The 21,507-nt window shown below is 58.3% G+C and carries 22 protein-coding genes; 8 read left to right on the top strand and 14 right to left on the bottom strand.

Annotated elements, in window-relative coordinates:
* Positions 1-41 precede the first annotated feature (41 nt).
* Entirely contained in the window at positions 42-1,616 is a 1,575-nt protein-coding gene (locus ACR0C6_RS18035; RefSeq protein ID WP_480620538.1) for a DUF427 domain-containing protein, read from the top strand.
* 100 nt (positions 1,617-1,716) lie between these two features.
* On the opposite strand, the gene ACR0C6_RS18040 is transcribed toward ACR0C6_RS18035, so the two are convergent.
* From ACR0C6_RS18040 to ACR0C6_RS18065, 6 genes are all read right to left on the bottom strand, one after another.
* Entirely contained in the window at positions 1,717-2,511 is a 795-nt protein-coding gene (locus ACR0C6_RS18040; RefSeq protein ID WP_480620540.1) for a DUF1217 domain-containing protein, read from the bottom strand.
* The gene (flbT, locus tag ACR0C6_RS18045) at positions 2,508-2,909 is read right to left on the bottom strand and encodes a flagellar biosynthesis repressor FlbT (RefSeq protein ID WP_152459291.1); all 402 of its coding nucleotides are present in this window, start codon (positions 2,907-2,909) and stop codon (positions 2,508-2,510) included. The genes ACR0C6_RS18040 and flbT overlap by 4 nt, the downstream gene beginning before the upstream one ends.
* Positions 2,909-3,283: a flagellar biosynthesis regulator FlaF gene (flaF, locus tag ACR0C6_RS18050; RefSeq protein ID WP_171230577.1), complete on the bottom strand. Its 375-nt coding sequence runs from the start codon at positions 3,281-3,283 to the stop codon at positions 2,909-2,911. The genes flbT and flaF overlap by 1 nt, the downstream gene beginning before the upstream one ends.
* A 77-nt stretch (positions 3,284-3,360) precedes the next feature.
* Entirely contained in the window at positions 3,361-4,572 is a 1,212-nt protein-coding gene (locus tag ACR0C6_RS18055) for a flagellin (RefSeq protein ID WP_171119936.1), read from the bottom strand.
* Between the two features lie 209 nt (positions 4,573-4,781).
* Complete coding sequence (locus ACR0C6_RS18060; RefSeq protein ID WP_152459294.1) at positions 4,782-5,141, bottom strand: flagellar biosynthesis protein FlgN; 360 nt, start codon at positions 5,139-5,141, stop codon at positions 4,782-4,784.
* Complete coding sequence (locus tag ACR0C6_RS18065; RefSeq protein ID WP_171230574.1) at positions 5,131-5,406, bottom strand: rod-binding protein; 276 nt, start codon at positions 5,404-5,406, stop codon at positions 5,131-5,133. The genes ACR0C6_RS18060 and ACR0C6_RS18065 overlap by 11 nt, the downstream gene beginning before the upstream one ends.
* Before the next feature lie 110 nt (positions 5,407-5,516).
* Here ACR0C6_RS18065 and ACR0C6_RS18070 point away from each other — a divergent pair, with 110 nt between their 5' ends.
* Genes ACR0C6_RS18070 through ACR0C6_RS18080 form a run of 3 tightly spaced genes read left to right on the top strand, consistent with a single transcriptional unit; the run spans position 5,517 to position 8,326 of the window.
* Positions 5,517-6,740, top strand: a complete 1,224-nt coding sequence (locus ACR0C6_RS18070) for a flagellar hook-length control protein FliK (protein ID WP_480620543.1) — start codon at positions 5,517-5,519, stop codon at positions 6,738-6,740.
* A gap of 3 nt (positions 6,741-6,743) precedes the next feature.
* On the top strand, positions 6,744-7,406 hold the full coding sequence (locus tag ACR0C6_RS18075) for a flagellar hook capping FlgD N-terminal domain-containing protein (RefSeq protein ID WP_480620545.1): 663 nt from the start codon (positions 6,744-6,746) through the stop codon (positions 7,404-7,406).
* A 53-nt stretch (positions 7,407-7,459) separates the two neighbouring features.
* Entirely contained in the window at positions 7,460-8,326 is an 867-nt protein-coding gene (locus ACR0C6_RS18080) for a phosphotransferase (RefSeq protein WP_480447354.1), read from the top strand.
* Positions 8,327-8,335: 9 nt separating this feature from the next.
* Here ACR0C6_RS18080 and ACR0C6_RS18085 read toward each other — a convergent pair whose 3' ends face one another.
* The 5 genes from ACR0C6_RS18085 to ACR0C6_RS18105 form a co-directional block, all read right to left on the bottom strand.
* On the bottom strand, positions 8,336-9,637 hold the full coding sequence (locus tag ACR0C6_RS18085; RefSeq protein WP_480447353.1) for an NAD(P)/FAD-dependent oxidoreductase: 1,302 nt from the start codon (positions 9,635-9,637) through the stop codon (positions 8,336-8,338).
* A complete protein-coding gene (locus ACR0C6_RS18090; protein WP_152459300.1) occupies positions 9,634-10,452 on the bottom strand; it encodes an ABC transporter permease in 819 nt (272 codons plus the stop codon). The genes ACR0C6_RS18085 and ACR0C6_RS18090 overlap by 4 nt, the downstream gene beginning before the upstream one ends.
* Positions 10,449-11,339, bottom strand: coding sequence for an ABC transporter permease subunit (locus ACR0C6_RS18095; protein ID WP_152459301.1), 891 nt, complete (start codon positions 11,337-11,339; stop codon positions 10,449-10,451). Before ACR0C6_RS18095 ends, ACR0C6_RS18090 begins: the two co-directional genes overlap by 4 nt.
* Positions 11,339-12,466, bottom strand: coding sequence for an ABC transporter ATP-binding protein (locus ACR0C6_RS18100; protein WP_480620547.1), 1,128 nt, complete (start codon positions 12,464-12,466; stop codon positions 11,339-11,341). Before ACR0C6_RS18100 ends, ACR0C6_RS18095 begins: the two co-directional genes overlap by 1 nt.
* Positions 12,467-12,541: 75 nt before the next feature.
* Entirely contained in the window at positions 12,542-13,627 is a 1,086-nt protein-coding gene (locus ACR0C6_RS18105; protein ID WP_480620549.1) for a polyamine ABC transporter substrate-binding protein, read from the bottom strand.
* Positions 13,628-13,767: 140 nt separating this feature from the next.
* Between ACR0C6_RS18105 and ACR0C6_RS18110 the strand changes: the two genes are divergently transcribed.
* Both ACR0C6_RS18110 and ACR0C6_RS18115 read left to right on the top strand, forming a co-directional pair.
* Positions 13,768-14,451 (top strand): GntR family transcriptional regulator, encoded by a 684-nt coding sequence (locus ACR0C6_RS18110; protein ID WP_171331767.1) that lies wholly within the window; start codon positions 13,768-13,770, stop codon positions 14,449-14,451.
* Between the two features lie 77 nt (positions 14,452-14,528).
* A complete protein-coding gene (locus ACR0C6_RS18115) occupies positions 14,529-15,926 on the top strand; it encodes an aspartate aminotransferase family protein (protein ID WP_152459305.1) in 1,398 nt (465 codons plus the stop codon).
* Between the two features lie 53 nt (positions 15,927-15,979).
* On the opposite strand, the gene ACR0C6_RS18120 is transcribed toward ACR0C6_RS18115, so the two are convergent.
* Positions 15,980-17,296: a lytic murein transglycosylase gene (locus ACR0C6_RS18120; RefSeq protein ID WP_480620551.1), complete on the bottom strand. Its 1,317-nt coding sequence runs from the start codon at positions 17,294-17,296 to the stop codon at positions 15,980-15,982.
* Positions 17,297-17,358: 62 nt separating this feature from the next.
* Complete coding sequence (locus ACR0C6_RS18125; protein WP_480620553.1) at positions 17,359-18,072, bottom strand: helix-turn-helix transcriptional regulator; 714 nt, start codon at positions 18,070-18,072, stop codon at positions 17,359-17,361.
* Between the two features lie 85 nt (positions 18,073-18,157).
* Between ACR0C6_RS18125 and ACR0C6_RS18130 the strand changes: the two genes are divergently transcribed.
* Together ACR0C6_RS18130 and ACR0C6_RS18135 are read left to right on the top strand one after the other, a co-directional pair.
* Complete coding sequence (locus ACR0C6_RS18130) at positions 18,158-18,856, top strand: glutathione S-transferase family protein (protein ID WP_480620555.1); 699 nt, start codon at positions 18,158-18,160, stop codon at positions 18,854-18,856.
* Complete coding sequence (locus ACR0C6_RS18135) at positions 18,853-19,239, top strand: DUF1801 domain-containing protein (protein ID WP_152459309.1); 387 nt, start codon at positions 18,853-18,855, stop codon at positions 19,237-19,239. Before ACR0C6_RS18130 ends, ACR0C6_RS18135 begins: the two co-directional genes overlap by 4 nt.
* Here the strand turns inward: ACR0C6_RS18135 and rnr are convergent.
* Positions 19,230-21,488, bottom strand: coding sequence for a ribonuclease R (rnr, locus tag ACR0C6_RS18140; RefSeq protein ID WP_480620557.1), 2,259 nt, complete (start codon positions 21,486-21,488; stop codon positions 19,230-19,232). The two genes, ACR0C6_RS18135 and rnr, sit on opposite strands and share 10 nt — an antisense overlap.
* Positions 21,489-21,507: the final 19 nt, after the last annotated feature.

A 21,507-nucleotide genomic window follows, 5' to 3' on the forward strand; every position in this document is an offset into this window, starting at 1 on the left:
AAGCCCCATTCTAGAAAAAACCCAGGCAAGGGAGGTCGCATATGAACGTCCACGCCGCACCAAAAATCAATGGGTATGGAATCTCGGTTGAATCGCTGAATGGCAGAATTGCCATTTATCGCAATGATGTGCTTTTGGCTGAAAGCACAGATGCCAAGGTGATGTATGAAACGCGCCTGCCGCCCACGATCTATGTTCCCCGCGCGGATGTCTGTGTTGATCTGAGCGAAGAAACAGACCTGCAAACATTCTGCCCGTTCAAAGGCACTGCCACGTATCACGACATCAATCTGGGGTCCGAAAACCTGGCCAATTCTGTCTGGGCCTATGAAGAAGCCCTGCCCGAAAGCGCGGCCATTCAAGGCTGTATCGGCTTTGTGCCCGGCGCCTATACGAAAATCGATCTGGGCGACAACCGCCTTCGTGAACCTGAAGACGGCAACATCAGCGGCCCCCTGATCGATTGGTTAATGCGTGGTGCTTCGACCGCGGCAACACCCGAAAGCTTTACCAAAGCGCTGGCCGAAAAGATGCTGGAGCACGGCATCGCAATACAAAGGCTGAGCATTCTGGCCTGGTCCCTTCACCCCCTGATCGCGGGAAAGCACTATATCTGGGAAAAAGATGAAGAAGAGATTCTGACTAGGGCTCCGACATACGAAATCTATGATCACCCAGCTTTCATCAACAGCCCCTTGCGGCATGTCTCGAACGGCCTGGGTGGCGTGCGGCAAAGGTTGAATGATGAAAACCCGCAAAACAGCTTCCCGGTCATGGAGGATCTGCGGGCCAAGGGCGCAACAGATTACGTGGCCATGCCCTTGCCGTTTTCCGACGGGCGCACCAATGTTCTGACGCTGACCTGCGATCACCCGGACGGGTTTACCACCGAAAATCTGGGCCTTGTCTTTGAATGTTCCTCGGTAATCGCCCGTTTCTACGAGGTGTTCATGCAGCGCGAAAACGCGCAGGTCCTGCTGGAAACCTATGTCGGCAAACGCACCGGCGCGCGCGTATTGGGCGGCGAAATCAGGAGGGGTGACGGGGATGAGATCGACGCCGCCATCATGTTCTGCGACCTCCGTAATTCAACGAGCCTGGAAGAGAAGCTGGGCCGGGGCGAGTATATCAATCTCCTGAACGAGTTCTTTGAAACGGTCTCGGGCATTGTTCATGACAACAACGGAGAAGTCCTGAAGTTCATTGGCGACGCTGTTCTGGCCGTTTTCCCGGCAACGGACGAGGATGCCAGTACGGCCCGCACCAATGCCCAGCGCTCGGCGATCAAAATCGTCGAAACTTTGGGAGAGCTGCGCAAAGAAGGTACGGACAGGCATTGCGACTGTTCGATCGGCGTCGCGTATGGGCGTGTCACCTACGGCAATGTGGGATCTCGCGAACGGCTTGATTTCACAGTTATCGGTCAGGCCGCAAACGTCGCCGCACGTTTGGGCGAGTTCGGCAAGTCGCAAGGGCACCGCATTGTCGTTTCAGAAGACATCGAACCGGCCTGTTCCAATGCTGTACCGCTGGGAGACGTCAATCTGCACAACGTGTCCCGACCCGTCAGATCATATGCTTTGCGAACCGCAGCCGATGAGATTCTGAACGGTTGAGGCCTTTCGTTGCAGTTCTGAAGAAAACCGCATTGCCTTGATCAGCGTGACGCCCTTGCGATCATGCTTCACCGACCACTTCGATCCGGAGGCGTTCTGCTCAAACGGCCACCAACAAGATCAATGCGGTCTGCGCCGGCGAGATCGTGTTCTGAAGTTGCGCAATCTGACTTCTGGCCAAATAGGTGTCGGTCAGTTTCTCGATGGACTTTGGGTTCGAAAACTGTGCCAGATCCTCCGAGCCGGTCAGTTTGAGCAACCTAGCCTTGAACTCGACGAGTTGTTTGTCAATGTCCAGCTGCGCAAAGGATGACGGCAGTCCAAGTGCCGTTTCCATCATGCTGCGCAAAGGGGGCAGCCCCATAAGATCAAACCACTTTGTGTCTGCGCTTGAGGTCCTGTTGGCAAGATCCGAAAGCTCTCGTTGTGCATAGAGCGAAATACGCATTGTTTCATCCGACTCGCCAACGGCAATTTCAAACCGGGCCGTCAAATTGGCCTGGGCGATTTGCTCCATGTCGGACGTCAGCGCGGTTTTTCGAACAGCACCGGGACCAAACCCAAAGGCGTCAGAAAATTCCCGGTATCGCTTGTCGGCCAATCGATTGGACAACGCGTCATCCGCCTGTGTCCCATCCTCGAGGATTTTGCGTATGAAAAACCGGTTGTCCAAATCTCCTTCCAACTCGAATGCACCCAAAGCGACCTGCAACAACCTGCGATCCGAAACCAGCTCTTCGGCGGATTGGATTTTCCCAATGTTGTCCAGAAAGTACTTTGTCTCTCTTTCATTCGCAGCGGACGACGAAAAACTCTGGAGCTGACTTTCATAGGTACGTTGCAGGAACCGCCAGCCCACGATTCCGCCGCTTGGGATGACGGGTTGGAATTTCATTGCTGGTAAGCCATCAGCCGCTCTTCGCGCGGCAGAAGCGAGCGAAGCGATTTGAGGCACTTGTAATAATGCTCTGCAACCAGGGCATCCGTGGCTTCGGCCAAGACCCGACGGCTATCTGCATCCGTAAAAACCTGGCTCAGCTCTTCCACGCGGCGCAACAATTGCTGACGTGCTTGGCCAGGTTCGATGTCCCCCGACAATACAAGCTGCGCGGCATAACAGACGCGGCGCACCGGCGTATTCACCTCATCCGGATGAATCGCATCCCGCAGTCGAAGTACATTTGCCTGTGGCGTCATGATCGAAAACCGGCCGCGGCGATCGCCATTCTCAATCACGACCCCGTTGATCAGAACCCTTTCTTTCGGGGCAAGCTTCAGGACCAGACCACTCATCAAGTTGCCCTCCTTTGGCGCAATCCGCGCAATACAGCCGTGTTGATTTCCACCAACGGTTCAACGGTTGCGCCGTCTCCCAGAACGCGGCTGCTGTGTTGTTCGGTGAATTCGGCAAGGTAGAAGATCCTAGCTCTCAGGTCGTTGGGCAGGGCATTCTCGGAATCGGCAACGCCGGTGGCGAGCACCCCCCATAGCCGCCGATTTTCGTGCACGGCCTGAACAAAGCCCGAAAAATCCGTTGCCTTTTGAGCGGTTGCTGCCTTCAGGCGCCGTGTGATCCTTGAAATCGCTTCGTATTCCGTGTCTCGAGGCGTCCGAGTCGGCGCGGCGGTTTGCGCATAGGTTTGATGGGCTAGGGTTTGCGGTGTCACTTGAAATCCTTCCAAAGGGCCGTCATCAGGCAGTCATTGTTGGGGCGCGAAGACCGCGCCCCAACCGATTTCGCGAATTAGCGGAACAGCGACAGAATCGACTGCGGTGCCTGATTGGCGATCGAAAGCGACTGTGTTGCCAACTGTTGCTGAACCTGAAGCGCCTGAAGCCGCGCCGAAGTCTCTTCCATGTCCGCATCGACCAGCGACCCGATACCTGACTTGAACGAGTCGGACAGGTTCGAGATGAACTCTTTCTGAGTTTCGATCCGGCTTTGAGAGGAACCAAAAGCAGCAGACGCGTCGATCGAAGTATCAATCAGCGACTCAACGGCGGCCAGGGCAGCGGTCGCACCCGCACCGGTCGAAACATCAATGCCGGCCAGCGCGCCCAGACCACCTGCACCGGCGTTCACGAATTGAGCCGAAAACGAAATGTCCGAGCCCGTACCGTTGGTGACAGACAAGGTTCCGGCTGTACCCGAGTCATAATCGACGGTCAGACCGGTAATCCCAAGCTCTTCAATCTTCGATTTCAACCCAACGGCAACCAGATCACCGGTTGTTGTCGCGGCAGCGTCTTCGGCGGAAACGGTATAGGATACGACCTGATCGTTGATCGCTACGACGACCTTGTCCCCGGCGGCAAAAACACCGCTGGATTCGTCGGTGACCAGTGCGGTTGCGGCGGTTGCGCCGTTATCGATGGTTGCGCCGACGCGATCGTTGCCTGTCGATGCGCCGGTCGAACCGTCAAAAACCTGCTTGGTGACATAACCACCGGTCGACAGGTTCTGCCCTGCAACGGTTATGGACGACGAGGTCACAGCACCTGTGTTGTCACGATCCAGCGATGCAAGGATCGAAGCGGAACCGGCAGAGCCGTCAACCAGGTTCAGACCATTGAACTGCGCCGCACTGACAACGGACGCGATCTGATCTTTCAGTGCAGTCACATCATCATTGATTTTGCCGCGGTCAACGTTGTCTTCCTGCGCCGCGACGATCTTGCCTTTCATCTGGGTCAGCAGATCAGTGACGGTTTCCGCGGCGTTCCGTGCTACGGCAACGGTCGATTCGCCAAGCGCAAGACTGTCCTTGATGGCGTTGAAACCTTTGACGTCCGACTCCATCACTTTGGAAATCGCCCAAACTGCCGAGTTGTCCTTGGCCGTCGCGACGTCCTTGCCGGTCGAGATTGCGTTCTGGGTCATCGCCAGGTTTTTGTTGACCGACTTGAGAGTTTGCAGCGCAACCATCGCGCCATTGTTTGTCAGAATGCTGGACATAGCTTTCATCCTTTTCCGTTCGGGCCATTTTGCCCATGTTCACCCCGCACTATTTGCGGGCATTGGTGTCTTTCTGACCTGTGCGACGCGCCGCGTGGCCGTTCGCGCCACCTGTTGATCTCAGGTGCAACACCACTTTTGAGCTCGATCCCCTAACGGAGTGCTAAAGCGCCCGGCCCAGAAATTTCGGATTTGAATCAAACTTCTGCCTATGCCCGCTTTTCCAGCTTTGCCGTGCTGCGCACCGCGAATTCACTTCGCTGTCCGTCTGCACCATAGGTGCTGAATTCCTGCCGAACGCGCCGCAATTCAGCCATTCGGCTGGCGACCGCCCGGATGCCTTCAGCCGCGCTGTTCAGCAGCGCCTGATTGCGCTCGGCTTTCTGTTGAACGCGAATCAGTGCCTCACTTTCCAGCACCTGAAGATCATTGATTGCCCCGATCAGCTTTTCTTTTTCAGGCACCATGCTGGACAAACGGTCCAGATCCCCCTGCACAAGTGCGGCACGTTCCAAATCCAGGACTTCTTCCAAAGACTTGATCAACGCTTTGTCCGCCTTAGACGTCATCGGTTTTCTCCATCAGTGACTTGAACAGAATTTCGGAAAGGCCCACACCACCGGACCGGGCAAGTTGCTGCGCCTGATGTTGAACAAGCATCGAAGAAAACTGATCCTCACCGGCGCCACCGCCAAAGGACTGACGGGTCTTTCCCAATCCGGCAGATTTCAGCATTTCGGCAAGAAACGCGGCCTCAAGCTCTATGGCGGCGTTTTTCAGCCGGGTCTGGGGTGACTGTGATTGAGATACGTGAGGAAGGGTTGAAACCTTCATAGCATTCTCCGAATTTGCTTCGAACTTTCTCGATCAAAGGTGAAAGCGGTTAAAATAAACGTAACTACCTACTGGCAGTGTTCCGACCAGTCACACGGAGAGGGAGCAAAATGCCCAACCCCCTAACGCTGGCGAACGCAACGCCGACCACGCCCGAGAAAGCCGTCACATCTCGTAAGGCTCAGGGCCAAAACACTGGCTCGGAGAGCTTTCAGGATGTCCTCGGGCAAGAGGTTGGTGCCACCGGCCACCCAGAAGGCGAAAACGCTGCCATCGATGCCGAACTGAAAAGTGTCGAAGCAGAGCCCGAACCTGTGCCGGAGACATCGGCCGAGGCATCTGCAACGGTCCATCCGACCCCGATTTCAGAACACATAGGCGAACAGCAACCCCCTTCTGCATTCCTGGAAACCCCGGACTTGGACAAGGTAAAAGTGGCGCCGGTTCAGATGGCGGAAGTAAATCAAGCACCCTCGGAAATACCGAATCAACCACCGGTATCGGTACCAAAAGGTTTGCCCACACAAAGCGACACGCCTTCCCCGGTTCCGGCGCTCTCGCAGAAGGCGCAGGGTCCGACGCCCCAACCTGTGCAAATGACAGCCATGACCGAAATCGGTCAGATGTTTGATCAGCTTGCAAAGCCCAAAGGCACGGTCGAACAAACGGGGGCCGTCCCCCTCCCGCTGGACGCTGAAAAGAAGCCGTTGCCCGAAGTGAACATTCTGACGCCCAAACCGTCAGCGCCTGACCGGGCGCCCTCGGTGGCGCAGCTTCAGTTGATGGCAACTGCCGTCGAAGCCGAACCCGTGACACCCGTTGTCGAGGCTGAGGCCCTGCCCGCCGTCAGAGAGGAACCTTTGCCGCTGACCTCGCGTGAGTCCGTGCCTCAACTCGCGGCTCCGTCCACTGCCGCCCGAGCGGAAATCGCCCGGGCGATTGCTGGTCAGCTGTCGGCAGCCGTCCAGACCCGCACCGGATCAGGAGCAACGGAAATAGCGTTGAATCCGGAAGAGCTTGGGCGTGTGTCCATTGTTCTGAACGGGCGGGAGGACGGCCTGCAAATCACCATTGCGACCGAGCGCCCGGAAACCCTCGATTTAATACGGCGTCATTTGTCCGTTCTGACAGAAGAGTTTCAGAAGCTGGGTTATGGGGATCTGAGCTTTGATCTGGGAACCCCTTGGGGTTCTGGCGCACATCAAAAGGACGCAAACGACGCTGACACACAATCCCCTTCACATTCAGAAGCTGCGCCGCACGAACGGATCGATCACACAACTTCCCATCCACAGTATCCGGCCTCGGGCCGGGGCATCGACATGAGGTTTTGACCAATGATTACGCCTGTCAACACCATGCAGCCCGTTGCGGATCAACAAAAGGCCGGGGCATCTCAGAAATCCGCGATTACGTCGGACTTTGAGACATTCTTGCTGATGCTAACGGCGCAGGCAAAGAATCAGGATCCGTTGGAGCCGATGGATTCGACCGAATATGCGTCTCAGTTGGCGCAGTTCTCGATGGTCGAGCAACAAGTCCAGACCAATGACCTCTTGTCCAACCTGGCCAACGCATTGGGCGGCACGAAACTGAACGAGCTTGCAAGCTGGGTGGGCATGGACGTCCGCTCGACATCAGCCTTTCACTTTGACGGCCAACCCGTGACATTGTTCGCCCAGGCAGACCCTGATGCGGACGCGACGAAATTGGTGATCCGCGACAGTGATGGCACGGTAATCGATAACGTCACTGTACCCACGACAACCGAGGAGTTTGTTTGGGCCGGAGTGGATTCTTCAGGCAATCCATTGGCATCAGGCAACTACAGCGCAACCCTGGAAAGCTACAAGGGCGACAAGTTGCTCTCGGAAAAACCTGTCGCCGCCTACAATCGCGTCGTCGAAGCACAGGTTGGCGACGATGCTGTTTTGCTGACCTTGCTGGGCGGTCAGGTGATTCCCGCAACTCAGGTCACCGCAGTCCGAACTGGTGCTTGATCTGTCGGGCGGGACGGGCCAAACCTTGGCAAATCGACTCGCCATAAGAAGTGATGGAACCTCTGCCCGACTTGCCTGCCCCCCCTCGTGATCTGGTTGACCATCTTCACGCGCAAGGATTGGTCAACGCGCATCCTCGGTTCGAGACATTGTACGGCGGGCGCACCAACAGGGTGTGGAAGGTCAAGGGCCGCGACAGTGACAAAGTCCTGAAACTTTACAGCACGGCATTGCGCAATCCTTTGTTTCGCAATGATGCAGAGTTGGAGGCCCAATGCCTGAAGGCGCTTGGCACCACGGGTTTCGTGCCAAGGCTGCGGGCCACAGGGCAATACGATGAAGCCCGTTGGGTGTTTTACGACCACGCCCCCGGAACCCCCTGGCGGCAGGATTCAGCCCAGGTTGGCGCCTTGCTGCGCAAGCTTCATACCCTGCCCATTGCCGTCCGGGCGCCAGCCGGATGCAATGGCAGCGCAGACTTGCGCGCTCATGGAAAAAGAATTCTGCAAGGCTGTACGTCAAACGGGCGCGACAAACTCGCTGATTTGCAACCTACGAATCCGGTCGCACCCACGGAACGGACGTGCCTGATCCATGGCGACCCCGTGGCAGGCAATATCCTGGTGGCGACCGGTGGTCTGACCTTGATCGACTGGCAATGCCCGGCCCTGGGCGATCCCTGCGAAGACCTTGCGCTGTTTTTGTCGCCTGCAATGCAGCAGCTTTACCGAGGCTCACCGCTGTCGAAGAAAGAGGAAGACCAGTTTCTTTCGGCCTACGGCAGGCCCGAAATCGTCGCGCGCTATGAACAGCTCAGGCCATGGTATGCGTGGCGCATGGCGACGTATTGCCTCTGGCGGGCTGAAAATGGTGCGCCCGATTACGCGACAGGGTTGAACTTGGAAACCGCAATTCTGTAACGCCCCGCCTCATCGCAGGTCGGCCAGCGCCAGCATGGCGTAGGCTGGCGGCATGAGCACACGGCGCCAGCGACCCAAAGGAAACCGACCCGGTGTTTGCGTCATCACGACCGGCAGCCTGGAGTCCTGCCCCAGAACCAACCGTGCCAATGCTCGACCGCAATACGTGCCCATGGCGACGCCATTGCCGTGATATGCAAAACCGGCAAACATCCCCGGTTGATCCGGAACGGGGCCGACAAAAGGTGTCAGGGCCCGCGACAGGCACACCAAACCGGACCAGATATGAGTGACCTCGACCGTCGACCAAGCAGGAAACATACGTTTGAAATCCTGCTGAACCTTTCGCCGAATGGTTGCTTCAGCCTGGGCCGATGACCGCAGGCCGCCCCTCATACCAAACAGAAAGCGCCCGTCCGGCATCAGGCGGAAATAGTGCAACAGATTGCGCGTATCATAGCACATCTGATCAGATGTCCATCCCTGTGCCATCTGTTCGGTTCTACCAAGGGGTCGCGTTACCATAACGGTCGACTGAGCAGGCATGTATCGTCCGGACATCCAGGCCGGGATATCCTCGCTGGAATAGCCGTTGGTACTCACCAACACCGCCTGCGCTTTGACTGTCCCGCTCTGCGTTTGCAACACAAAGCCGGACGCCGTTTTTTCAACGCTCAGAACCGCGGAATTCCGGAACAGATGCGCGCCCATTGCTTCGGCGGCTCTGGCAATCCCAAACAGGTATTTGCGGGGATTCAACCCGAAACCAACCGGCGAAGTGTATCCACCATGAAACGCGCCACCCATGCCCTTCGCGGGCAGGTCTCTGGCTTCGTGCAGGGTTCCCGCCTCGTCGGCATTGCGGCGCAGCATGTCCATCGCCCGCCTGGAATGCGCCAGCTGGGTTTCCCCGCTGGAGTGGGTATCCGCATCGATCTGATGCTGTGCCAACAGATCGGCGACCAGTCGGACCGCTTCCTGTTCCGCTGCCGCATAGTCCAAAGCGGCATCGCAGCCAAATCGGCGCTGCATGGATGCGTGGCCAAGTTTTGAGCCGCCAAGACAGCAAAACCCGCCATTTCGGCCCGAGGCTCCCCACCCCGGTGCGCCGGCTTCGAACACCGCAACCGAAGCTTTTTCAGCCAAATGCAGAGCAGCCGAAACGCCTGTAAATCCGCCGCCAATGATGGCCACATCCACATGCATGTCACCCTGGAACTCTGGCCAATCCGGGCTGGCAACAGTTTCGTCCCACCAACAGCCGTCGCGAGGTTCGCTGCCATAGGCGTAGTCTGGAAAAATCCGCTTCATTCGGTGCGCGCTGCGGCCATTTCATCCTGCTGCTGACGTACCATCGCGCGTTTGGTCACAAGCGAGGCCGTGATTACCCCGACCGTCACCACAGCGATCATGATCGTCGACAACGCGTTGATTTCCGGGCTGACGCCAAGGCGCACGGCCGAGAATATCTTGATCGGCAATGTCGTTGCCGACGGCCCCGAAGTGAAGGATGCAATCACCAGATCATCAAGTGACAAGGTGAAGGCCAGCAACCAGCCCGAGATTACCGCTGGTGCGATGATCGGCAGGGTGACAAGACGGAAGGCTTGCGCGGGCGAACACCCAAGGTCCAGCGCAGCCTCTTCCAGCGAGCGGTCAAAGGTGATGAGGCGCGAGGATACGACAACGGAAACGAAACACATCGAAAAGGTCGTATGCGCCAGAACGATTGTCAGAATACCCCGATCCAGGCCGATGCCGATAAACAGCAAAAGCAGCGACAGGCCGGTGATCACTTCGGGCATGACCAGCGGTGCATAGATCATGCCGGAAAACAGTGTCCGACCAAAGAAACGCCCGCTGCGGACCAGCACATAAGCGGCGGCCGTTCCCAGAATAGTCGCCAGCGTCGACGAAAAGACCGCGACCCGGATCGTGACCCAGGCAGCATCAAGGAACGCTTCGTTCCGAAGCAGCTCTCCGTACCATTTCGTCGAAAACCCGGCCCAGACCGTGACCAGCTTGCTTTCGTTGAAGCTGAAGACGATCAGGATGATCATCGGGATGTACAGAAACGCAAAACCCAGCGTCAGCGAAACCGTGTTGAACCAGCTCAATCTGTTCATCCCTCGGCCTCCGCCTGTTTCTGCTGGTTGCGCTGGAACAGCACGATGGGAATGACGAGGATCAGCAGCAGCACGATGGCCACCGCACTTGCCACCGGCCAGTCACGGTTCGAAAAGAACTCTTCCCACAGAACCTTGCCGATCATCAGCGTACCGGAACCACCCAGAAGGGATGGGATCACGAATTCACCGATCACGGGGATCATCACAAGGAAGCAACCAGCAATGATGCCGGGTTTGGACAGTGGAATAGTCACCAGCCAGAAGGCCTGCAAACGCGAACAGCCCAGATCTTCGGCCGCCTCAATCAGCGATCCATCCAAACGTTCTAGCGCCGAATAGATCGGCAGAATCATGAACGGCAGATAGGTGTAGACGATGCCGATATAGACGGCAGTTGACGTGTTCAGGATCGTCAGCGGGGTCGAGATGATGCCGGTCCACAGCAAGATCTGGTTGAGGTACCCTTCGTTCGACAGAATGCCCATCCAAGCGTAAACCCGGATCAGGAACGAGGTCCAGAAGGGCAGGATGACCAGCATCATCAGTGTCGGTCGCCATTCCTGAGGCGCGCGGGCCATGCCGTAGGCAATGGGATAGCCCACCAGCAGTGTCAGGAATGTCGAAATCAAAGCGATCTTGACGCTGGACAGGTAGGCTTTCCAATACAGGTCGTCCTCGGTCAGCCAGACATAATTCTCCAGATCAAGCTGGCTGAAAAACTCCTTTATCCCCGCCCAACCGGCTGACAGGTCCAAAGTCGGGGTATAGGGCGGGATGGCAAGTGCGGTATCCGACAGCGAAATCTTCAGAACGATGAAGAACGGCACCAGAAACAGGGCCAACAGCCAGACGTAAGGAATGGCGATCAGAACGGCGCGGCGCATCAGTTGGCCAACAGAACCGCGGCCGTGGCTGTCCAGGACAGCCAGACCGGGTCTTCCCAGGTGAAAGAACGGCGCGAGATGCGGCGGGTATTGGCCGTCTGCGCCTTGATGATTGTGCCGTTTGCCAATTCAACGTGATAGGTGGACAGATTGCCCAGATAGGCAATGTCGTGAACCTTGCCCTGCACGGCGTTGACCGCATCGACGGGCCGTTCGGCAGAGATCGTCACTTTCTCGGGGCGGATCGCCAGATGGCAGGGCTGACCGTCTGAGAAACCGGCAGGCGAAGACGCCGTGAACGGGGCCTGACCTTCGGCCCAATCGATCTGATAGGCGTCCTCTCCGGATGGCGTCGCGCAGCCTTCGATGATGTTCACATCTCCGATGAAGTCAGCGACATAGACAGATTCAGGGTTTTCATAGATCCGATCCGGGGTGGCCACTTGCTTTAACTGGCCCTGATCCATCACCGCGACGCGGGTGGCGACTGTCATCGCCTCTTCCTGATCATGGGTGACGATGACAAAGGTGGTGCCGGTCTTTTCCTGGATATCCATCAATTCGAACTGGGTATCCTGACGCAGCTTCTTGTCCAACGCGCCCAGCGGTTCATCCAGCAGCAGAAGCTTGGGCGCTTTGGCCAACGAGCGCGCCAGTGCGACGCGCTGCCTCTGACCGCCCGAGATCTGATGCGGTTTGCGACGGGCGAACTGTTCCAGCCGGGTCAGGCGCAGCATCTCTTCGACCCGGTCTTCCAGATCGTGCTTGGGCATGTTGTCTCGGCGCAGACCGAAAGCGATGTTTTCCCAGACACTCAGATGCGGGAACAGGGCATAGGACTGGAACATCATGTTCACGGCCCGCTTGTTCGGCGGGATGGGGTCGATATCCTGCCCGCCCAGCAAGATGTGGCCTTCGGTCGGGGTCTCGAACCCGGCCAGCATCCGCATCATCGTTGTTTTGCCGCACCCTGAAGGGCCTAGCAGGGCAAAAAACTCACGTTCGAAAATATCCAGAGACAGGTTGTCGATCGCTGTGAACTCGCCAAAGCGCTTGGTCACGTTCTGGAACTGGATCAAGGGTTTCGCCTGTGGGTCATTCCACGGCGCAAAAACGTCAGAACTCAAAGCAGCCCCCGCATGGTCAGTTTGGACAATAGTGCGGCGGGGCGATCGCCAGACCGCCCCGCGCTTTTGACCGGATCAGGTGCCTGACTTGATCTTGGTCCAAAGACGGGTCACGACCCGCTGTGTCTTCGCAGGGTACGGAGTCGTGATGTACAGGTTCTGCATCGTGGCTTCATCCGGATAAATTGCCGGATCGCCGATCACGTCTTCCTCAAGAAATTCCTGAGACGCCTTGTTGCCGTTGGCGTAGTACACGTAGTTGGACGCAGCAGCCATGTTGTTGGCATCCAGAATGAAATTCAGGAATTTGTGCGCACCTTCCGGATTCGGCGCGTCGGCGGGAATTGCCATCTGGTCGAACCACATCAACGACCCTTCTGCGAACGGGTGGTATTCGATGTTCACACCGTTGTCGGCTTCGGCCGCGCGGTCCCGCGCCTGCAAAATATCACCCGACCAACCCACGGCTACGCAAATATCGCCATTGGCCAGCGCGTTGATGTATTCCGAACTGTGAAACTTCTGGATGTAGGGGCGAACGCTTGTCAGAACGTCTTCGACCTTCTTGATCACGTCCGGGTCATGGCTGTCGGGGTCTTCACCGATGTACTGCAAGGTCATCGGTATCATTTCGGCTGGCGCATCAAGGAAGTGAACGCCACACGAGGCCAGCTTTTCCATATTCTCCGGCTTCAGAACCAAATCCATGCTGTTCAAGGCCACGTCGTCACCCAAGACTTCCTTGACCTTGTCGACGTTCACACCGATGCCCGTCGTTCCCCACATGTAGTTGATCGAGTAGGCATTGTTCGGATCATACCCTGCGGTACGCTCCTGAATCACGTCCCACAGATTTACCGCATTCGGCAACTTGGCCATGTCCAGTTCCTGAAATGCGCCCGCCTGAATCTGACGTTGCAGGAATGTGCCCGACGGCACCACCACATCGTATCCCGAACCACCGGCCAGCATCTTGGTTTCCAGAACCTCATTGCTGTCGAACACATCGTAGATCAGAGTCAGGCCGGTTTCTTCCTCGAATTTGCTCAGCAATTCTTCGTCGATGTAGTCGGACCAGTTGTAAACACGCACCTCTTCGGCGAATGCCGCCGAAGTCCCCAATGCGATGACCGCTGTCATGGTCAGCGTTTTGATTGTCATATTCTTCTCCCTGCAAGTGTACGGCTATTTTCCCGTTTTTTTGGATTTGATCAAGTTTTGCGTTTTTCCTCGATCCAGCGTATGGTTTCACGAGGTCTGTCACCTGACAAGTCAGGGTTAGTCGAAATGGGAAGAACCAATTGGATTTGATCAAAAATAAGGCATCTGCGTCGACAATCGACAAAGGGAAACAGCCCGCGCATGAGCAGGTTTATCAAACGCTCAGATCACAGATCCTGTTCGGCGAATTGGTTCCGGGCCAGCCTGTCACGATCCAGGGCCTGACTGATTCGCTGGGTGTTGGCATGACACCGGTGCGCGAAGCCATCCGCCGGTTGATCTCGGACGGGGCATTGGTGTTCCAGGGCAATCGGCGCGTAAGCGTGCCGCTGCTGTCCCCGGGCGATATCCAGGAAATGATCTTTGCAAGAACCTCAATAGAATCAGAGCTTTCAAGGCGCGCGACGTCGAATTTGCAGGCCGAGGACATCGATCATCTCGAGCGGCTCGATACGCATTTGGACCGTATGATCGCCGACGGGGATGTGGGCGGATATCTGCGTCTGAACCAGGCGTTCCACGAAACGCTGTACTCTCATGCAAACGCACCGATTCTCAGTGATCTTGCCGAAAGGCTTTGGTTGCGGTTCGGCCCTTCGCTGCGTGTCGTATGTGGTCGATTCGGGACTCAAAGCCTGCCGGATCGGCACAAGGATATCATTTCCGCCTTGCGCGAAGGCGACGCCGAAAAAGCGGCAAAGGCGACGGCTCAGGACATTGAGCAAGGCATGGAATTGATGTCGGACGCCCTGACTTCCGCTTAACTCAGCCTGATTCGATTGACAGCGATGAATTTGATCATATTGTGATCCGCAACTGCGTTCTTGTAGGAGATTCTCCGATGTCCACCATAACCAACCATATGCCGACCGCCGAATTGCAGGCGCTGGATGCGGCGCATCACATCCATCCTTTCTCGGCCAATGGTGCGCTGGGGCAGGAAGGGGCCCGCGTGATTACACGCGCCAGCGGGGTTTACCTGACCGACAGCGAAGGTGAGGAAATTCTGGACGCAATGGCAGGACTTTGGTGCGTCAATATCGGTTATGGCCGCGATGAGCTGGCCGATGTCGCGGCGCGTCAGATGCGCGAACTGCCCTACTACAACACCTTCTTCAAGACGACCCATGTGCCGGCAATCGCACTGGCGGCCAAAATCGCCGAACTGGCACCAGGTGATCTGAACCATGTCTTTTTCGCAGCTGGCGGGTCCGAGGCAAACGACACCAATATCCGCCTCGTGCGCACATACTGGGCCGAGAAGGGGCAGCCGGACAAAAATATCATCATCAGCAGGAAAAACGCGTATCACGGGTCTTCCGTCGGGTCGGCTTCGCTGGGTGGTATGGCAGGCATGCATGCGCAGGGCGGCATTCCGATCCCGAACATTCACCATATCAACCAACCCAACTGGTGGGCCGAAGGCGGCGACATGTCGCCCGAGGAATTCGGCCTGGCCCGCGCGCGCGAGTTGGAAGAGGCCATACAGGAGCTGGGCGAGGACCGTGTCGCGGCCTTCATCGCCGAGCCGGTTCAGGGTGCAGGCGGCGTGATCGTGGCGCCCGATACCTACTGGCCGGAAATTCAGCGCATCTGCGACAAATACGATATCCTGTTGATTGCAGACGAGGTGATCTGTGGGTTCGGTCGAACCGGCAACTGGTTCGGATCGCAAACCGTGGGCATCAAACCGCATATCATGACCATCGCCAAAGGGCTCAGCTCGGGCTATGCGCCGATCGGCGGGTCCATCGTGAATGACGAGATCGCCGAAGTGATCGGCGGGACGGAATTCAACCACGGGTACACCTATTCCGGCCACCCCGTCGCCGCTGCCGTGGCGCTTGAGAACCTGCGCATTTTGGAAGAAGAGAAGATCGTCGAGCATGTGCGCGATGTTGCCGCCCCCTATCTGAAACAGAAATGGGAGGCGCTGGCCGATCACCCGCTGGTGGGTGAGGCGAAGATCGTCGGAATGATGGCCTCCATCGCTCTGACACCCGACAAAGCCAGCCGCGCCAAGTTCGCGTCCGAGCCCGGCACGGTCGGTTATATCTGCCGTGACCGTTGCTTTGCCAACAATCTGATCATGCGCCATGTGGGCGACCGCATGATCATCTCGCCGCCGCTGATCCTGACCCCGGCGGATATCGACGAGATGTTCGTGCGGATTTACAAATCGCTGGACGAAGCGCAGGCGGAAATCATCGCTCAGGGGCTGATGAAAGCCGCTTCCTGAGATCAGAAAAAGGGTCTATTAAGGGGCGGCCCGCCTGGGTCGCCTCTTATTGTTCACCGCAGCCGCTCCAAAAGTGTCGCAGTTGGATAGCCATCCGGTACCAAGCCCTGCGCCAGTTGGTAGGCGCGAACCGCATTGATGGTGTTCGGCCCGGTGCGCCCATCGATACCCTTTGTATCGAACCCCGCATCAGTCAGGCGGGTTTGCAGCTCTTTCTTCTCGGTGAAGCTCAGCGCCCGCTCACCTCGGGGCCAGTCGGACTGAAACGGTGCGCCACCCGCAAGCCGGTCGGACAGGTGCCCGATACCGATCACGTAAGCGTCGGCCCCGTTATAGGCCTCAATCACGCTGAAATTGTCGAAAATCATCAGCGCCACACCCTGCCCCCCGGCGGGCAAAAGGATTGCGGCTTGCCCGTGATCCGGGACCGGTTTGCCGTCACGCCCCACCACGCCGCGCGCCGCCCATTCTGACGGCAGCAGGGTGTAGTCCCGTTTGGCGGTGGCATAGTCGAACCCTTCGGGCAGGCGCACCTCGACGCCCCAGGGCTGCCCCTTTTTCCAACCGTGCCGCGCCAGATAGGACGCGGCCGAGGCCAGCGCATCCGTCGGATCATCCGACCAGATGTCACGCCGACCATCGCCATCGAAATCAACCGCGTGATCCAGATACGAGGTTGGCATGAACTGCGTGTGCCCCATTGCACCTGCCCAGCTGCCCAGCATGTTTTTGGCGCTGACATCACCTGCCTGCACGATCCTCAGGGCGGCGATCAACTGCGTTTCAAAGAACTGCGCCCGCCGTGCATCAAAGGCCAGTGTCGCCAAGGAACTCAGCGTCCGGTTGCTGCCACGATAAGAGCCGAATGATGTTTCCAGCCCCCAGATCGCCGTGACCACTTCCTTTTCAACGCCATATTCCGCCTCGATTTGCTGCAACACTTGCCGATGTCGTTGCATCGCGGCACGACCATTGGAAACGCGCGTGTCCGAGACGGCGGAATCCAGATACTCCCAGATCGGTTTCGAAAATTCAGCCTGATTGCGGTCTTTTTTCAGGATGTCCTCGTCAAAGATCATGTCCGAGAACACCCTGTTCAATGTTCTTTCCGATATACCCTGCTGCTTCGCGCGCTCCTGAAACGCGCCGAGCCAGGCCTGAAACCGTGCGGTCACGGCCGCGGACACCCGCAAAGCCTCAACCGCCGGGCGCGGGACCGGACGGATCGAAACCGCCACATCCGCCGAGGCCAGCTGTATCGTTTCGCCGGACACTGCACTGCCTGGCCAAGTCGTATTTTCTGATATGTCCGCCTGCACCATGGATGCCCACAATGCGACGGTCATGACGCCGCCTACGCATTTTTGCATTCCGATTTTTCCTGATTACTGCTCGACCTCAGAGTAGCGCAAAATCGGCGAATCACAAAGTCTCAGGCATCCTCATCGCGGTCTTGCGCGTCGCGCGCTGCGCGGATTTGCGCCAAAACTTCGCGCAGCATGGGCACCCGGTTCGGTCTAAAGCTTTGATCTGTCACGGACATGTCCTGAATGCGATCCAACCGGAAAACGCGAAAATCCTGTCTCAGGTGGCACCAGCCGAGCAACACGTTTGATCGATCCATATAGACGATGCTCAGCGGGTTGACCCGTCTTTGTGTGGCATCGCCTTTTGCGTCCGTATACGAGAACTCGACCGCGCGTTCGTCCCACGTCGCCTGCCGCAAAATGGCCACGTCGATTGTCGGCGCGGGCGGGCGATTGAACCGCGTTGCCGCCAGAACCGCGTGGCTCAGCCGATGGGACTGTCGCTGTGGCAATCGCCCCTGCAATTTCCGCAGGGCGGCGCTGGCTGCATCTGACAAGGCCGGATCACCAATCACCTGAACTTCGCGCAGGCCAAGGACCAGGGCCTCAAGCTCGTCATCGGTGAAACCCAATGGCGGCAATGTGGCATCTTCGATCAGGGTGAACCCAAACCCTGCCTCACCGTCGATAACGGCCCCCAGACCACGCAGCGCGTCAATATCCCTGTGTATCGTCCTGGCAGAAACACCCAGATCCTGCGCCAGTTGTTCAGACGTTCTTGGCGACGGGCCAGAACGCAGGGCTTGCATCAGTTGGAACAATCGGGCGGTGCGGGACATGATGAACCCTAGCCTATCCCTAATGACAAAAACTGTCATCAGGCCGGTTTACTCATCCGGCACGTCAAAAACACGGAGCCACGCGATGCTGACCCTTCTCACCTATCCTTCCGCCTTCGGACTGTTCAGCGCCAGTCCGTTCTGCGTCAAGACAGCCTTGATGCTTCAGCACTCCGGTCAGGTCTGGCAGCGTTCGGACATGCTTGACCCGCGCAGGATGCCGCATCAAAAACTGCCAGTGCTGCGCACGCCAGAGCGGTTGATACCGGACAGCGATCTGATCCGCGATTGGCTGGAACAGAAGGGGGCCGCGTTCGATCAGGGGCTTTCGGATGTGGAAAAAGCGCAATCCCGCGCGCTGGTACGCATGGCCGAAGAGCATCTGTATTTCCACATCGTTCTGGACCGCTGGGGCAATGACGAGGTCTGGCCGATCCTTCGCGAAACCTTTTTCACCGAAATTCCGGCTCTGATCCGAAAGCCGGCGTCCAATGCGATCCGAAAATCCGTTCTGAAAGGGATCACGTCACAAGGGATCGGCCGGTTCTCGTTGCCCGAGCGCCTGGACCGGGTCGAACGCGATCTCGAGGCAATCTCGGCCCATCTGTGGCAATCCCGCTTCCTGCTGGCGGATCAACCGACTTCAGCAGATATGAGCGTCGGCCCGATGCTCGCCGCCATGCGCGCAACGCCTGCCGATACCCCACTGACCCGCAGGATCAAACAGGATAATCTGTTGAACAGTTACGTAGACCGGATGGAACAGGCGATACCGATTGCATGAAACCTTTTGATGACCCCTCGGTCGCCTCGGCCTTTGAAGCCATGCCCCCGCAAGCACGCGCGGGGGCCCTGGCGCTTCGCGACCTGATACTGAACACAGCAGAGTCTCTGCCCGCCGCCAATCCATTGCGAGAAGAGCTGCGCTGGGGCCAGCCCGCATATCTTGCCCCCAAAGGATCAACGATCCGGCTGGGGGCTCACAAATCCGCGGATTTCGCACTGTTCGTGCACTGCCAAAGCCGATTGATCGGTGATTTCACCACGGCCTTTCCGGGCGAGGACCGGATTGACGGGAACCGGGCCATCCTGTTCGATGACCCGCGCCAGATCGATGAAACCCGCCATGGCTGGCTGATTGCCCGGGCGCTGACCTATCACCTTTGACGGCGCTTGCGTTCGACCTTGCGCTTGATCTTGTCCTTCTTGCGTTTGGTGCTGGCGGCCTTGCGTCGCGTCGACCGCTTGGCGGGCCCGCGCCCGCGCGGCAGCGCCTGATCGTCGATGGACAGCAGCTCCAGCTCCAACCCGCCGGTCACAGGTGTCGCCTCGGTCAGTTTCACCGTGACCCGCTGGCCGATGGCGATGATCAGCCCGGAATCTGAGCCCATCAGCGTTCCGGCCTCTCGATCAAAATGGAAGAATTCGCGCCCCAAAGACCGCACCGGCACCAGGCCATCCGCGCCCGTTTCGTCCATTTTCACGAAGGCCCCGAACTGGGCAATGCCACTGATCCGACCGGTGAATTCGTTGCCCACACGTTCGCTGAGATAGGCCGCCAGATAGCGGTCGGTCGTATCGCGCTCGGCCATCATCGAGCGGCGTTCGGTATCTGAAATATGCGTGGCCGTTTCTTCGAGCCGGGCAATTTCGTCCTCGGTCAGCCCGTCCTTGCCCCAGCCATGGGCCGAGATCAGCGCCCGGTGCACGATCAGGTCGGCATAGCGCCGGATGGGCGAGGTGAAATGTGCGTAGTTGCGCAGCGCCAGCCCGAAATGGCCGAAGTTTTCCGGGCTGTAATAGGCCTGCGCCATCGACCGCAAGGTGCTGAGATTGATCAGCTCGGCATCCTCGGTGCCGGCGGCGGCATTCAGCAGCGCATTCAGGTGACGGGTCTGGAGCACCTGCCCCTTGGCCAGATTCAGCCCGGCGGCCTGCGCCGTCTCGCGCAGGCTTTCCAGTTTTTCGGGCGCGGGTTCTTCGTGCACCCGGAACAGCAGCGGGCTGCGCTTGGCGATCAGCGTCTCGGCGGCGGCCACGTTGGCCAGGATCATGAATTCCTCGATCAGCCGGTGCGCGTCCAGCCGCTCGCGGAAAGCCACGCTTTCGACCTCGCCCTTGTCGTTCAGAACGATCTTGCGCTCCGGCAGGTCCAGCTCCAGCGGCTGGCGATCAGCACGAGCCTTTTTCAGCGCGCCATAGGCGGCATAAAGCGGCTTCAGAACGCTCTCCAACAGCGGGCCGGTCCGGTCATTGGGGGTGCCGTCGATGGCCTCCTGCACCTCGGTGTAGTTCAACGAGGCTGCCGAGCGCATCAGACCGCGCACGAACCGGTGACCGATCTTGTTGCCATCCGCGTCGATCTGCATCCGCACCGCGATACAGGCGCGCGGCACGCCTTCGTGCAGCGAACACAGATCACCCGACAGACGGTCGGGCAGCATCGGCACGACGCGGTCGGGGAAATAGCTGGAATTGCCGCGCTTGCGCGCCTCGCGGTCCAGCGCGGTGCCGGGCCGCACATAGGCGGCGACATCGGCAATGGCGACCCAGATGACGTGCCCACCGGGGTTCTTGGGATCATCGTCTACATGGGCATAACAGGCGTCGTCATGATCGCGCGCGTCCGAGGGATCGATCGTCAGCAATGGCATATCCCGGAGATCCTCGCGCCCTTTCAGGCCGACAGGCTTGGCCTTGTCGGCCTCGGCAATCACCTTGTCGGGGAAATCATCCGGGATGCCGTGTTGATGGATCGCGATCAACGAAACGGCCTTGGGCGCAGTCGGGTCGCCCAGCCGTTCGACGATGCGCGCGCGTGGCAGCCCCATGCGGTTTTTCGGCCCGGCTTGTTCAGCCTCGACCAGTTCGCCATCCTTGGCGCCCAGCGCAGCGCCTTCGGCCACCAGCCATTCGGTCGATCCGGCCTTGTCGATCGGCACGATTCGTCCGCCTTCGGCCCCTTTGCGGAAGATACCCACGATTTTCCGAGGGTTCGTTCCGATACGGCGGATCAGGCGGGCTTCGTAATTGTGATCTTCCTCATGCACCACGGTCAGACGAGCCAGAATGCGATCACCTTCGCCCAGCGCCGGGTCGCTGGCGCGGGCAATGATCAGAACGATGGGCTCGACCCCCTCGCCATGCCATTCCAGCGGCCGCGCGAACAGGTCGCCATCGGCATTCGGCGCCTTTACCTGCAACACGCTGACCGGCGGCAGGCGGTCCGGGTCGCGGTAACTGCGCTTGCGCTTCTCAAGATGGCCCTCGGCCTCAAGCTCTTTGAGGATACGTTTCAGATCAATCCGATCCGCGCCCTTGATGCCAAAGGCTTTGGCGATATCGCGTTTCGAGGTCAGGGTGGGGTTCGCCGAGATCCAGTCGAGGACCTCCTGCTTGGTAGGGATGCGAGTCATACGTCCGGCCTAGCACGCG

This window comes from Ruegeria sp. AL12 (genome assembly GCF_056540885.1).